The 14,330-nt window shown below is 70.6% G+C and carries 12 protein-coding genes; 10 read left to right on the top strand and 2 right to left on the bottom strand.

The window, feature by feature from the left end; genetic code table 11:
- Positions 1-44 precede the first annotated feature (44 nt).
- Entirely contained in the window at positions 45-2,636 is a 2,592-nt protein-coding gene (locus ACIQCJ_RS19595) for an alpha-L-rhamnosidase C-terminal domain-containing protein (RefSeq protein WP_402712038.1), read from the bottom strand.
- 409 nt (positions 2,637-3,045) lie between these two features.
- Here ACIQCJ_RS19595 and ACIQCJ_RS19590 point away from each other — a divergent pair, with 409 nt between their 5' ends.
- From ACIQCJ_RS19590 to ACIQCJ_RS19550, 9 genes are all read left to right on the top strand, one after another.
- Positions 3,046-4,365, top strand: a complete 1,320-nt coding sequence (locus ACIQCJ_RS19590) for an extracellular solute-binding protein (RefSeq protein ID WP_355345733.1) — start codon at positions 3,046-3,048, stop codon at positions 4,363-4,365.
- Positions 4,366-4,384: 19 nt separating this feature from the next.
- On the top strand, positions 4,385-5,326 hold the full coding sequence (locus ACIQCJ_RS19585) for a carbohydrate ABC transporter permease (RefSeq protein WP_401311287.1): 942 nt from the start codon (positions 4,385-4,387) through the stop codon (positions 5,324-5,326).
- Positions 5,326-6,159: an ABC transporter permease subunit gene (locus tag ACIQCJ_RS19580; RefSeq protein WP_391045476.1), complete on the top strand. Its 834-nt coding sequence runs from the start codon at positions 5,326-5,328 to the stop codon at positions 6,157-6,159. The genes ACIQCJ_RS19585 and ACIQCJ_RS19580 overlap by 1 nt, the downstream gene beginning before the upstream one ends.
- Positions 6,156-8,597, top strand: coding sequence for a beta-glucosidase (locus ACIQCJ_RS19575; RefSeq protein WP_402712037.1), 2,442 nt, complete (start codon positions 6,156-6,158; stop codon positions 8,595-8,597). The genes ACIQCJ_RS19580 and ACIQCJ_RS19575 overlap by 4 nt, the downstream gene beginning before the upstream one ends.
- Before the next feature lie 217 nt (positions 8,598-8,814).
- Positions 8,815-8,961 carry a hypothetical protein gene (locus tag ACIQCJ_RS19570; RefSeq protein WP_402712036.1) on the top strand — a complete coding sequence of 49 codons (147 nt, stop codon included), beginning with the start codon at positions 8,815-8,817 and terminating at the stop codon, positions 8,959-8,961.
- 80 nt (positions 8,962-9,041) lie between these two features.
- The gene (locus ACIQCJ_RS19565) at positions 9,042-9,344 is read left to right on the top strand and encodes a LuxR C-terminal-related transcriptional regulator (protein ID WP_402712035.1); all 303 of its coding nucleotides are present in this window, start codon (positions 9,042-9,044) and stop codon (positions 9,342-9,344) included.
- Between the two features lie 338 nt (positions 9,345-9,682).
- Positions 9,683-10,123 (top strand): hypothetical protein, encoded by a 441-nt coding sequence (locus ACIQCJ_RS19560; protein WP_188279498.1) that lies wholly within the window; start codon positions 9,683-9,685, stop codon positions 10,121-10,123.
- A 263-nt stretch (positions 10,124-10,386) separates the two neighbouring features.
- A complete protein-coding gene (locus ACIQCJ_RS19555) occupies positions 10,387-11,067 on the top strand; it encodes a class F sortase (RefSeq protein ID WP_402712034.1) in 681 nt (226 codons plus the stop codon).
- Positions 11,068-11,203: 136 nt separating this feature from the next.
- The gene (locus ACIQCJ_RS19550) at positions 11,204-12,775 is read left to right on the top strand and encodes an oleate hydratase (protein WP_402712033.1); all 1,572 of its coding nucleotides are present in this window, start codon (positions 11,204-11,206) and stop codon (positions 12,773-12,775) included.
- A 260-nt stretch (positions 12,776-13,035) separates the two neighbouring features.
- On the opposite strand, the gene ACIQCJ_RS19545 is transcribed toward ACIQCJ_RS19550, so the two are convergent.
- On the bottom strand, positions 13,036-13,488 hold the full coding sequence (locus tag ACIQCJ_RS19545) for an anthrone oxygenase family protein (RefSeq protein ID WP_391045460.1): 453 nt from the start codon (positions 13,486-13,488) through the stop codon (positions 13,036-13,038).
- Between the two features lie 81 nt (positions 13,489-13,569).
- Here ACIQCJ_RS19545 and ACIQCJ_RS19540 point away from each other — a divergent pair, with 81 nt between their 5' ends.
- Positions 13,570-14,289, top strand: a complete 720-nt coding sequence (locus ACIQCJ_RS19540) for a TetR/AcrR family transcriptional regulator (RefSeq protein ID WP_402712032.1) — start codon at positions 13,570-13,572, stop codon at positions 14,287-14,289.
- The last annotated feature ends 41 nt before the right edge of the window (positions 14,290-14,330 follow it).

Here is a 14,330-nt window from a genome sequence, read left to right as displayed (position 1 = left end):
CGGCCGAGGCGCCGGTCCGGGAGAGGGCGTGTGCGGCGGACGGTTCAGGACGCTTTGCCGGTCACCGTGATCGTGTGGCTGCCCGCCGGGATGCCGCGCAGTGTCACCCGGCCGTCCTTGAGCATGGCCTGGAAGGCGTGCGCCCCCGAGCCGTCCCAGGCGACCCGGCCGTCGACCTTGACGGTGACGCGCGTGCCCGCCGCGGGCAGGTCGACGACACCGGACGTCCCCTTGGGCGCCGTCAGGTCGAGCGTGAACTGCCGGTCACCGCCGCCGCGCTTCCAGCCGACGGTCAACGGACCGTGCAGCGTGGGAAGTTGACCGCGCGCCCAGGTGACGGAGCCCGGGTGCGGTGCGACGCTCCAAGTGGCGAAGCCGGGAGTGACGGGCGTCGCGCCGAGCAGGTCGTTGGTCAGTGCCGGGACCACCCCGGTCGACCAGCCGTGCGCCGCCGAGGTGAAGCCGCCCTCGTACATCGAACCGCCCGGGCCGATGCCCTCCCAGTCGGTGATGCCGGGCCCGTGACCTGCCATCCAGCCGTACAGCCGCTTGATCTCGTCGATGGCGGAGTCGGCCTTGCCCGCCAGGAAACGGGCCTGGATCTCGGGGTACGAGGTGAAGGCGTAGACCCGCTGGGAGCCGTCCGGGACCAGGGTGTTGTTGTCCATGAAGGCGTTGCCGTACGGCTGGGCGGTGGTCCGGGACAGGTGGTCGAGCGCCGAGGCGGCGCGCGTCGGGTCGGCGACCCCGGCGACCACGGCCAGGCCGTTGCCGTCCTGCCCGTGCCGTACCGCGCCGGTCGCCGAGTCGAGGTAGGCGCCCGCGGCGCTGTCCCACAGACGGGTGTTGATCGCCGTGCTCACGGTGGCGGCGCGCTTCTGCCAGCGGTCGGCGTCCGCGCCGTGGCCCAGTGACGTCGCCAGCGCCGCCGCGTCCTTGAGCGCCTGGACGTAGAGGGTGTTGTAGTAGGTGACCTCGCCGCTGCGGGGCAGGAAGGCGTAGTCGCCGTAACCGCCGGTGCCGTTCAGGCCCTTGGACAGCAGGCCGTTGGCGTCTGTGACGCTCGGGTACCAACTGTCCAGCGTCTTGACGAGGTTGGCGTAGTAGTCGCGGGCGTAGGCCGTGTCGCCGGTGTACAGCACGTAGTCCCAGCTACTGGTCACCCACCACAGCGGGTAGTCGAACAGCGGGAGCGTGTAGGTGTTGATCGAGGCGGGCGGTATCCAGCCGTCGCCGCGCTGGTGGTCGGCGAGGTCGGCCAGCACGTTCTTGGCGGCGACCGCCGCGTCATGGGTCAGATACGTGGTGCGGCCGGAGACCGCGACATCGCCCACATACGGGTCGCGGTCGCGCTTGGCGCCGTCGTGCAGCACGAGCTTGCCGTCCAGCGTCGGGCTGTCGGCGTTGCGCGGGTCGACGTCGTCCGACCGGAAGGTGTCGGTGACCAGTTCGTTGGTGTACGAGGCGTCGTACCAGTACTGGTTCAGCTCGGCGTCCGAGGACTCGAACCAGCCGGTGTAGGAGTCCGGGGTGCCGAGGAACGGGGTGAAGTCGAGCGAGACACCGTCGATCCGCACGGTGCCCGACGGCTGCGCGAGCGGCGCGTCGGAGGGGAGCGCGTCCAGGCTGATCCTCATGTAGCGGAAGCCGTGCAGACCGTCGGCGCACACCTTCGTACCGCTCAGGCAGCTCTTGTGGTCGGTCCAGATCCCGCCCTGCCGGGGGACCGCGTACTGATCGGTGCCGGGGCCGCCGGAGACGTCGGAGCGCGTGTAGTCGGAGCGGTCGGTGAGGTAGTCGAGCGTCTCGGAGAAGGCCACCCGCACGCCGGGGCTGTTGTCCGAGGCGCCCGCGAAGCTGATCCGGGGGTAGCCGGAGACGACCTTGCCGAAGTCGAGCGTGACGCTGGGCACCGGCTCGGCGGCGACCAGCCCCGGCCACACCTCGTTGATCCTGGTGTACTCGCCCTTGCCCGAGGACTGGTCCTTGGTCACGGTGATCCGCACCCGCGCGGTGGTCACGGACGAGGAGAAGGCGACTGCGCGCCGCACGTCGGAGTTGCCGGTGACGGTGGCGCGGGTGGTCCAGGCCGAGCCGTCCCAGGTCTCGACGGTGAAGTCCTGCGGGACGCCGTCGCTGTTGGACAGCACCGTGATGCCGGGGAGCGTGACCGGGGTCGGGCTGGTGATCTCCAGCCAGGCGGGATACGTGGCCGCGTTCGCGTCGTTCCAGAACGTGTCGGTGTCGCCGTCGACCGCGTTGCCTGGCACGTAGGTACGGGGCTTGCCGTCGTTGCCGTTGTTGCCGTCGTGGTACGAGGAGGCGGCGGCCGTGGTGTCGGCCGGCCACGTCGGCTTGGGCTTGGGGGCGGGCCTGTTGAGGGTGGCGGTGCCCTTGCCGAGGACGCCCTGAGGGTGGGCGACGTCGCCGGTGGTGGCCGTCACGGCGACCGGCCGCACCTCGCGGCTCGACGGTGCCCGTACGTACTTCCGCCAGGAGGCGGAGTGGGGGGAGTTGGCGGAGGCCGGCCCCGACAGGGCCGTGGTCGCGGTGAGCGCGCCGACGACGGCGACGGCCTGCGCGATGCGGACCGACCGTCGGGAGAGCGTGCCACGGAGGGGATGCGCAGAGGACAAGAGGGCTCCAGGTGTTCCACGAGCCGCGTCCCGCAGCCCGCACCACTAAGAACGATTCAATTCGGCGCCGCTGAACCTATGGCGCGATTGAGCTGGGGGTCAATACGTCCTTCGGCCAAGGCTTCGCATTGTCGCGGCGCTGAATTGAAACGTCATTGAAACGGTGCGGCAGAGCCGCCCCCGCGTCCGGCCCGCCGTCGGCCCCGCTCGCCGGTCTCGTCTCGTGTTCCGACATCTTTCTCGAAACTGTCGAAGCCGACACCGCGTCAGTTCGGTGGTCCGATCGGGTGTTGGGTCACGCTTTGGTAACCCGTGACGCGAGCCTTGACCCCCTCTCCGGGTGCACTTTACCGTCACAGCGCGCAGCAAATTTCGGCGATGATGTCGAATCTTTCGAAAGGCTGGACCGATGAAGAAGCGCGCATTGCTCTCCCGCGCCGCGACCGCCAGAGCCCTGGCCGGCGGCGTGGCGCTCGTGCTCGGAATGTCCCTGGCCGCCTGTGGCGGCAGCAGCGGCGGCGACTCGGGCGGCGCCGGCTCGTTCCACGTGCTGGTCTACGGGGACGCGACCAACAAGGTCGAGAAGCAGATCGTCGCGACGTTCAACAAGACGTCCAAGGTCAAGGCGGTCCTCGACACCATCCCCGGCGCGGACTACCAGCAGAAGCTGCAGACGCTCATCAGCACCAAGCAGGCGCCCGACGTCTTCTTCAACTGGGGCGGCGGCAGCATCGCCCCCTTCGTCAAGAAGGGGCTTCTGCTGCCGCTGGACGAGATGATCGCCAAGGACCCGGGGCTCAAGAACAACTTCCTGACGTCGGTGTTCGACAGCGCCAAGGTGGACGGCAAGCCCTACGGCATCCCGATGCGCGGCACCCAGCCCGTCCTGCTCTTCAACAACAAGAAGGTGCTGGCCGACGCGGGCCTGACCGAGCCCAAGACGTGGGACGACCTGCTCAACGCGGTCAAGGTCCTGAAGTCCAAGCACATCACCCCGATCGCGCTCGGCGGCGGCGACCAGTGGCCGACCCTGATGTGGTACGAGTACGTCTACGACCGCGTCGCGGGCCCCGGCCTGTTCGAGAAGGCGCTCGCGGGCGACAAGAGCGCCTGGGCCAGCGCCGACAGCAAGAAGGCGCTGTCGATGCTCAAGGAGCTGGTCGACGCCGGTGCCTTCGGCACCAACTACGACTCGGTGAAGTTCACCGACAACGGCTCCGCGGCCCTGGTCGCCACCGGCAAGGCCGGGTTCGAGCTGATGGGCTCCTGGTACTACTCCACCCAGCAGGACGCCAACGCCGACTTCGCCAAGAACGACCTCGGCTTCAGCACCTTCCCGACCGTGACCGGCGGCGTCGGCGACCCGACCGACGTGGTGGGCAACACCAACAACTTCTACTCGGTGCTGAAGAAGACCAAGTATCCGGACGCGATAGCCGAATTCCTCAAGCTCCAGTACAGCGACGAATTCGTGCAGGCACAGCTCGGCATCGGCAATCTGCCGACGACGAGGAACACCGAGAAGTTCCTCGACACCTCGGCCGATCCCGCCTACTCCAAGTACCAGTACAACCTGGTCAAGGACGCGAAGTCCTTCCAGCTCTCCTGGGACCAGGCGTACCCGCAGTCGGCGAGCACCGCGATGCACACGGCGGTCCAGCAGTTCTTCGACGGCAAGCTCGACGCCGACGGGTTCATCAAGGCCATGCAGGCCCTGCCGTCGTCCTGACCAGGGAACCCTCCACATGATCACCACATCGCCCCCTGCGGCACGGAGCGGCACGGCCCACCGGGCCGGGATGGGCCGCCGCTCCGGCTCCGCGGTGACCCGCCCAGGTCTGGCCTGGGCGGTTCCCGCCACCTTGTTCTTCGTCTGCTTCGCCGTCGTTCCGCTGCTGCTGGTCGCCGTGCTGTCCTTCACGAGCTGGGACGGACTCGGCTCACCCCGGTGGGCGGGCGTGGCCAACTGGAAGGCGCTGATCCACGACCACACCATGATCCAGAGCCTGTGGCTCAGCGCGCTGATAACGGTGCTCGGCGTCGTGATCCAGACACCGCTGAGCCTGCTGCTCGGCGTCTGGGCCGCGGGCCACCAGCGCAACCGCGCGATCCTCTCGGCGGTCTACTTCATCCCGCTGCTGCTGTCGGCCACCGCGATCTCGGTCCTGTGGCGGGCGATGCTCGACCCCAACTTCGGTGTGCCCGCACAGGCCAGATGGCTCTTCGGGGACGGAAATCTGCTCGGCATGCGGTCCGGCGCCATCGGCGTGCTCGTCTTCGTCGGCGCCTGGCAGTACACCCCGTTCCACACCCTGATCTACCAGGGCGCCGCGCGCGCCGTCCCGCCCGTGCTCTACCAGGCGGCGGCCATCGACGGCGCGGGAACCATCCGGCAGTTCTGGCACATCACCCTGCCGCAACTGCGCAACACCATGATCACCTCGATGATCCTGATGGTGGTCGGCGGCCTCACCACCTTCGACACCGTGCTGATCCTCACCCAGGGCGGCCCCGGCACCGACACCACCATCAGCGCCTACTACATGTACCAAAAGGCGTTCAAGAGCTTCGACTTCGGCGGCGGTTCCGCCATCGCCCTGGTCCTCGTCGTGATCGCCACGATCGTCTCGCTGATCGTCGTCAAGGTCTCCGGATACGACAAGATGCGCAGCTCGGCGGAGGGCCTGTGATGACACGCCGAACCAACCGCCACCGCCCCAACTACCTGGCCGGGCTCGGCTCCCTGGTCTGGCTCTTCCTCGTGGGCCTGCCACTGTACGTGATGCTCGCCGCGACCCTCCAGAGCCGCAGCGACTACTTCAAGAGCGGCCCGCTGGGCTTCCCCCGGCACTTCACGCTGAAGAACTACACGCAGGACTTCCACAACGGCTTCGGCCAGTACTTCCTCAACACGGTGCTGGTCACCCTCGCCGTCGTCGCCATCGTGCTGCTGCTCGTGCCGCCGCTGGCGTACGCGATCGTCCGCGGCCGAGGGCGCCTCACCACCGGCGTCTTCCGGGTCTTCCTGCTGGGCCTGGCCATCCCCGCGCAGGCCGTGATCGTGCCGATGTTCTACGTCATCACCAAGGCCGGTCTCTACGACAACCTCATCGGCGTCATCCTGCCGACCGCCGCGTTCTCCATGCCGGTGTGCGCGCTGATCCTGTCCGGCGTCATGCGCGACATCACCCCCGACCTCTACGAGGCCATGGCGATGGACGGCGCCGCGCCCTGGCGGGTCTTCTTCCAGCTCGTGCTGCCGCTGTCCAAGGGCGGCCTGTCCACCATCGTGGTCTTCTCCGCGCTCCAGTCCTGGAACGGCTTCCTGTTCCCGCTGGTCCTGACGCAGTCCGACTCATCCAAGGTCATCACGCTCGGCCTCTACAACTTCCAGACAGAGCACGGCATCGACGTCCCCGGCCTGCTGGCCGCGGTGGTGCTGTCGATGCTGCCCATCTTCATCGTCTACCTGTTCGCCCGGCGCGCCCTGGTCCAGGGCCTCATGGGCGTCGGAGGAAAGTGACCGACACCGTGGTCGAAGAGACAGAACCCGTCACCGAACCCTGGCGCGACCCCGACCTGGCCCCCGAACTGCGGGCCGACGCGCTGATCTCCGCGATGACCTTGCGGGAGAAGGCCGCGCAACTCGTCGGCGTCTGGGTCGGAGCGTCCGACGACGGCGGCGAAGTCGCCCCGTTCCAGCACGAGATGGAAGCGCCGGTCGACCTGGAGGCGCTGCTGCCGCAAGGACTCGGGCAGCTCACCCGGTCGTTCGGGACCGCGCCGGTCGACCCCGCGCTCGGCGCGCTGTCGCTGCTGCGCACCCAGCGCGCCATCGCCGGGGCCAACCGCTTCGGCATCCCCGCGCTCGCCCACGAGGAGTGCCTGGCCGGTTTCGCCGCCTGGGGCGCCACCGCCTACCCCGTACCGCTGGCCTGGGGCGCCACCTTCGACCGCGCGCTGATCCGCCGCATGGCCCGCGCCATCGGCGACGACATGCGCTCGGTCGGCGTGCACCAGGGCCTGGCCCCGGTCCTCGACGTAGTGCGCGACGCCCGCTGGGGCCGCGTCGAGGAGACGATCGGAGAGGACCCGTACCTCGTCGGAACCCTCGGCACCGCCTACGTCCAGGGCCTGGAGTCCGCCGGAGTCGTCGCCACCCTCAAGCACTTCGCTGGCTACTCCGCCTCCACCGCGGGCCGCAATCTCGCCCCGGTCGGCATGGGCGTACGGGAGCGCGCCGACGTGATCCTGCCGCCGTTCGAGATGGCGATCCGGGAGAGCGGGGTGCGCTCGGTCATGCACGCCTACACCGACACCGACGGCGTCCCCTCCGCCGCCGACGAACACCTGCTGACCGGACTCCTGCGGGACACCTGGGGGTTCACCGGCACCGTGGTCGCCGACTACTTCGGCATCGCCTTCCTCCAGACCCTGCACGGCGTGGCGGGCACCCTCGGCGAAGCGGCGGGCGCCGCCCTCGCGGCCGGCGTGGACGTCGAACTGCCCACCGTGAAGGCGTACGGCGAACCCCTGCTCAAGGCCGTCGCCGACGGGAAGGTACCCGAAGCCCTCGTCGACCGCGCGGTACGCCGGGTGCTGATCCAGAAGGCACAGCTCGGACTCCTCGACGCCGACTGGGACCCGACTCCCGCCGCCCTCAAGGGCCTTGGCACGGCCTCCGCCGACGGCCCGGCCGACCTCACCGACGCCGGGATCGACACCGAGGCGCTGCGCGGCCGGGTCGACCTCGACCCGCCGGCCAACCGCGCCATCGCCCGGCAGGTCGCCGAGCAGAGCGTCGTCCTGCTGCGCAACGACGGCGACACCCTGCCGCTGGACCGCCCCGCGACCATCGCCGTCATCGGCCCCAACGCCCACACCCCCACCGCCGTGCTGGGCTGCTACGCCTTCCCCGTACACGTCGGCGGACAGCACCCCGACACCCCGCTCGGCATCGAACTGCCCACCCTGCGCGAGGCGTTGGTCGCCGAATTCCCCGGCGCGCGGATCGTCTCGGCGCTCGGCGCAAGCATCGACGGCGCCGACACCGACGGCTTCGCCGAGGCGGTCCGGGTGGCACGCGGCGCGGACGCCGTCGTCCTCGCCCTCGGCGACCGGGCGGGCCTGTTCGGACGCGGCACCAGCGGCGAGGGCTGCGACGCGGAGTCGCTGACGCTGCCCGGCGTGCAGCAGCAGCTCCTCGACACCCTGCTGGACACGCTCGCGGGCACCGGCACCCCGCTGATCGTCACCCTGCTGGCCGGGCGGCCCTACGCGCTCGGCCGCGCCGCCACCGAGGCCGCCGCCGTCGTGCAGTCCTTCTTCCCCGGCGAGGAGGGCACCGCCGCCGTCGCCGGAATCCTCAGCGGCCGGGTCGAGCCCTCCGGCCGACTGCCCGTCAGCGTCCCGCGCCGCCCCGGCGGCCAGCCGTCCACGTATCTGGCGGCGCGCCTCGGCAAGGCCAGCGAGGTCTCCAGCATCGACCCCACCGCGGCCTTCGCCTTCGGCCACGGGCTGACGTACACCCGATTCCAGTGGACGGACCTGGACGTGCCGCGCCTGCACACCGGGACGGACGGGGAGATCGCCCTCGCCTTCACCGTGCGCAACACCGGTCGTCGGGACGGCACCGAGGTCGTCCAGCTCTACCTCCACGACCCGGTCGCCTCGGTCGTGCAGCCCGTGCAGCGACTGGTCGGCTACCACCGGGTCGCCCTCGCGCCCGGCGAGTCGGCCCGCGTCGAGGTCACCGTGCCCGCCGACCTGGCCGCGTTCACCGGCCGCGACGGCCGACGCGTCGTGGAACCGGGGGAGTTGGAGCTGCGGCTCGGCGCCTCCTCCACCGATCTGCGGCTCACCGTCGTCTGCGCCCTGACCGGCCCGGCCCGCACGGTGGACCACACCCGCAGGCTGCACGCCGACTTCAGGACGGATCGCGAGCGGGACTCCGTGTCCTGAACATCCTGAACGCCCCTTCTGTAGCGGTGACTTGACGGACCGACAGCCGTGCCCCGCCCTGCGCGGAGGCGCGGCTGTCGGCGTTGCGGAACCGACGCCGACGGGGGAGCGGCGGGTCCCTCCCGTAGCGCCCGCGCCTCCAGATGCCGCCACATCGCCGACACGTTGAACCCCGCTCCCCGGCCGGCGGCTGGACGCCCTGCACGCGCTGAGCGACGTGCTGGACCTTGGCCACGCCTTCTTCGCCCCCGCCGGGCTGCCGCGGGACCGCCTCGCGGCCCTGCGCGACGCCTTCCTCGCCTCGACGCCCGCCGCCTTGGTGAGCGTGACGCCGAGGTCGTCGGAGGAGAAGACGCCGCCGTAGCCGCCGCGCCGGATCCGGCCGCGCCGGTTCCGATCGGCCACGACGGCGCGGTAGACGTCGTCCTTGCGCAGCCCCTTCCAGTGCCCGCCGCCGTCGGCGGTGGTCCAGCCGCCGACGGAGTCCAGCCGCTGGCAGCCGATTACTGGCGGCTGTGCTGGCAGCAGGCCGCCCCGCTGAACGCCCCGGCGGAGGACCCGCTGGCCGGGGAGGACCGGCTGATGCTGTCGCTGCTGGTCGGCGGCCTGAAGGACGAGGCCATCGCCCGTCAGCTCGGCTGGTCCATCCGTACGATGCGCCGCCGGATGAGCGGCCTGCGCGAACGTCTCGGGGTCACCAACCGCTTCCAGGCCGGGGTGGTCGCGACCCGGCGCGGCTGGATCTGACCGGCGGTCGCATGCGCCGGGAGCGGAGGCCGGGCTCACGGCCGGGTACGGGGTCGGGTACGGGGGCGGATGCCGCCTGGATACGAGGCCCGAAGCGTGCCCGCGGGGACTCACCCATTCGGCGATCCGAGTGACGGAGCGTCGGGCGGAGCCGCGATACCACGCTGACCTGTGGAATTGCCGCACGTCGAGCGCGACACGCTGCCGGATGCCGCCAGAAGTGACGGGTTGTCAGCAGGCGCGGTGCCCGGCCGCCGGGTTGCCTCGGAAGCGCGAGCACGGATTTCCCCCGTTGCGGTGCACCGGCATCCGCGTCCGGACTCGCTGGAGGATCACTCATGCGTTCGATCAACACGCTTCTGGGCACCGCCGTTCTCGGTGCGAGCATCGCGCTGGCCGCTCCGGCCGCTCACGCCGCCGCCGCGCTGCCGCAGACCACGGCCGAGTGCACCAAGGCGGTGGCCGCCGCCGACAAGGCGCAGGCCGACTACGACGCCGCGCTGGCGGACTACAAGAAGCAGGTCGCGGCGGGCGGCCACCCCGGCACCGCCGAGCAGGACAACCTCTCCGCGCTGGAGAACCAGGTCAACGTCACGGCCTCCGACGCCTCGCGCGTCTGCCCGGACGCCAAGGTCCCGTCCGGCACCGTGCACACCGGCATCGGCAGCACGAGCGAGGGCGGCAACACCACCGAGATCGCGCTCGGCGCCGGTCTGCTCGGTGTCGTCGGCGCGGGCACCCTCGTGCTGCGCCGCCGCCGCGCCGGTGGCCAGGTCTGACGAAGGTCCGACGCGAGGTCGCCGACGCGGGCCGCGCAGCCCTGACGCAGCCCTGACGCGGTCCTGGTCACCGGCCGTCACGGCCTCGCCGGCCCGCCGCGGTCGCACCCGTGCCCCGTACCCCGTGGTCGTACCGCGCGGTGCGGGGCCGCGCCCCGGCGCCTGCTCGCCGCGTCATCCGATTGGCCGCGTCCCCCGGCAGGCCGCGTCTTTCGGCAGCCCGAGCCGCCTCCCCCCTACGTGACGTCAGACAGGCAGACCCCGTGGACCACAACGCCCCCGCAGGCAGCGGCCTGCTCCGCCGTATCGCGCTGACCGTGCTGACGACGGTCGCGGTGTCCGTTGGGATCACCCTGATCAGCAACGGTGCCCAGTCGCAGACGCCCCCGCCGCAGCCGGGCGCAGCCCAGGCGTTCGCGGCGCAGGACGACACGCCGAGCCCCGCGCCGACGCGGCCCGGCGTCCCGGCGATCACGGTGCTGCCGCCCTCGGTGCCGACCGAGGTCCGGATTCCCTCCATCCGCCTCGACGCCCCGGTGACCGGCCTCGACCTGCGACAGGACGGCCACCTCGACGCGCCGCCGGACGACGAGCGGAATCTGGCGGGCTGGTACCGGGGCGGCACGGCGCCCGGAGCCGTCGGCACCGCGATCCTCGCCGGTCACGTCGACACCCGGCAGGGCTCCGCCGTCTTCTACAACCTCGGCGCGCTCAAGAAGGGCGCCGCCGTCGAGGTGGACCGCCAGGACGGCCGTACCGCCCTGTTCACGATCGACGCCATCGAGGTCTACGCGGCCAAGGACTTCCCGAACAACAAGGTCTACGGCCCCGCCTCCCGGCCGGAGCTGCGCCTGATCACCTGCGGCGGCGGATTCGACAAGAAGCGGCAGCAGTACCTGGGCAATGTCGTCGTCTACGCCCACCTGACCGGGGCCCGTCTCTGAGGCCGTGACGTGCCCGGCGTACCTGCTCCGACGTACCGGCCGACACCGACGTACCTGCTCCGACGTACCTGCGCGACGCACCGACTGACACCGACGCACCGAACGTTCCGACGTACCGAACGACACCGATCGAGGAGTGGCTGTGGCCAAGGCATATCTGGTGGGAAGCGGAATCGCGTCGCTCTCGGCGGCGGCGTTCCTGATCCGCGAGGGCAAATTCACGGGCTCCGACATCGTGATCCTGGAGGAGCAGGACCGCGAGGGCGGCAGCCTGGACGCGGCGGGCACGCCCGAGAGCGGCTACACCATGCGCGGCGGCCGGATGTTCGAGGTGCACTTCGACTGCACCTACGACCTGCTGTCCTCCGTCCCCTCCCTCGACGACCCCACCAAGTCCGTCACCGAGGACACCTTCGCCTTCCACGAGGACTTCGCCTGGAACGACCACGCCCGGCTGGTGGACGCGGAAGGGAAGGTGATCGACGCGCACTCGATGACCTTCTCCGAGCGCGACCGGCTGGAGTTGGTGGCGTGCGTGGCGACCCCGGAGAAGCTGCTGGACGGCAAGCGCATCGCGGACTGCTTCCACGAGGAGTTCTTCCACACCAACTTCTGGGCGATGTGGTGCACCACCTTCGCCTTCGAGCCCTGGCACAGCGCGATCGAGTTCCGCCGCTATCTGAACCGCTTCGTGCACCTGTTCAAGACCTTCGACAGCATGTCGGGGATCTACCGCACGCGGTTCAACCAGTTCGACTCGATCGTGCGTCCGTTGATGAAGTGGCTCGCCGACCAGGGCGTCGTCGTGCAGTTGGGCACCCGCGTCACCGATCTGCGGCTCGCGCCGGGCGACGAGCTCACCGTGGAGGCCATCACCTGGGTGCGCGGCGGCGCGACCGAGGAGACGGCGGTCGGCCCCGACGACCTGGTGATGGTCACCAACGGTTCGATGACCGCGAACTCCACCCTCGGCGACACCGACACCGTGCCCGTCCTGGACACCACGAGCACCGCCGGGTCCTGGGCGCTGTGGGAGACGCTGGCCGCCAAGCGCCGCGGGCTCGGCGACCCGAAGGTGTTCGACTCCTCCGTCAAGGACTCCACCTGGGAGTCGTTCACGGTCACGACCAAGGACCCGCTCTTCTTCGAGCTGATGGAGGAGTTCAGCGGCAGCGAGGCGGGCAAGGGCGGCCTGATCACGTTCAAGGACTCCACGTGGCTGCTGACCATCGTCCTCAACCACCAGCCGCACTTCCGTGAGCAGCCCGAGGACACGTACGTCTGGTGGGGTTACGCGCTCTTCCCCGACCGGGAGGGCGACTTCGTCGGCAAGCCGATGGCGCGGTGCACGGGCCGCGAGATCCTGGACGAGGTCCTTCAGCACCTGCGGTTCGCCGAGCGCCCGCGCATCCTGGACGACTCGATCGTGATCCCGGCGATGATGCCGTACATCACCAGCCAGTTCCTGGTCCGCTCCGCGGGCGACCGCCCCCAGGTCGTCCCCGAGGGCTCCACCAACCTGGCCTTCATCGGGCAGTACGCGGAAGTGCCCGACGACGTCGTCTTCACCGTGGAGTACTCGGTGCGCACCGCGTGGACCGCCGTGGCGGGACTGCTCGGTCTCGAGCGGCAGCCCCCGCCCGTCCACAAGGGCGGCCACGACCCGAAGGTGCTGATCGAGGCGGTGCAGACGCTCCACCGCCGCTGACGCCGCTGACGCCGCTGACGCCGCTGACGCCGCTGACGCCGCTGACGCCGCTGACGCCGCTGACGCCGCTGACGCCGGTCAGGCGGGGCCGGGCTCGCGCTGCGCGTCGTCCAGGGCGCGGAGGTGTTCGAGCGCGGGGACGGCGGCGGCCAGCGCCGCCGCCTCGTCGGGGGGCAGCCGGTCGATGAGCCGGGCGAAGACCTCGACACTCGACCGGCGGCGCTCGGCCAGAATCGGCGTGCCGTACCGAGAACGAGCGCTCAGTAGACCGCGGCGACCAGTAGGAGAGCGACCCCGGTCACCGACGCGCCTATGCGTACGAGGTGGAAGCGGCCCCAGCGGTCCCGGAGCCCCTGCCAGTCGTCGGGAAGGGTGTCGACCGTCCAGGTCCCGATGCGCGTGACGATCGGGACCTCGACGGCTGCCGTCACCACCAGGGCGACGACGAACAGCGCGAGTGCCGCCAATGTGAGGAAGAACGTGCGGCGGTGCCCGTCGTAGGACAGCACCAGGACGGGAACCGCGGACAGCAGCGCCGCGGGCATGAGCACGGTCATCACCTGGGCCATGTTCCGGCTCAGCCTCCGCACGAGCGGCAGCATGAAGTCCGGCTCGAAGCGCGGCATGGACCGGGTGAGGGCGAGCCAGGGACCCCAGAACATCCCCGAGACCGCGGCCGACAGAAGGATGTTGACCAGCTGCCAGGTCTTCATGGTGATGCGCCTCCCCGTAGTTACTGTCACTGTAAATTTACAGTAGCAGAATAAATTATGCTCCCGCACTATGCTGTGCGCATGAGCAGGGGCACGGTGAACTGGACGGTGCTGCGCGCGCCCGCCGCGGGGGAGCCCGAGGGTGAGGGGCTGCGCGAGCGCAAGAAGCGCCTGATGCGGCAGCAGCTCTCCGACGCGGCGACGCGGATGTTCGTGGAGCGCGGCTTCGACGCCGTACGGGTCGCCGAGATCGCCGAGGCGTGCGGGGTGTCGGAGAAGACGGTCTTCAACTACTTCCCGACCAAGGAATCGCTGATCCTGGACCTGCCGCAGGCGACCGCGGCCTCGTTGGAAGTGGCGCTCTCCGACCCCGCTCCCGGCTTCTCACCGGTCGCGGCGGCGCTGGGGGTCCTGGCCGACGAGTTGGCGAGCGTCACCTCCTGGCTCGCCGCCCAGGACGACCGGGCCGGCGCCGCCGCGGACTTCCGTCGCTTCGGCGCGCTCATCCACTCGACCCCCTCGCTGCGCGCCCAGCAACGGGAGATCCGCGACGAACTCGTCGCCGTCACCGCAGGACTGCTCGCCCGCAGGACCGGCGCGGAGCCCGGCGACCCGGAGCCGCAGATCACGGCCACCGCACTGCTCGGGCTGTGGCCCGTGCAGTTCCGCAGCCTCGGCCGCCACCTCGACGGGACCCGGACGCCCGGCCAGGTGCGGGACGCGGTCACCGTCGACGTTCACCGTGCCGCGAACCTCATCGACGCCGGACTGCGGACGTTCGGGGCGCCGGACGCCGGATAACGCCGGGTCGGCCGTACGGGACGGCGCTTCATGCGTGTCCC

The organism is Streptomyces sp. NPDC093221, assembly GCF_044753885.1.
GTDB lineage: Bacteria > Actinomycetota > Actinomycetes > Streptomycetales > Streptomycetaceae > Actinacidiphila.
This window is presented reverse-complemented; position numbering and strand designations above follow the sequence as displayed.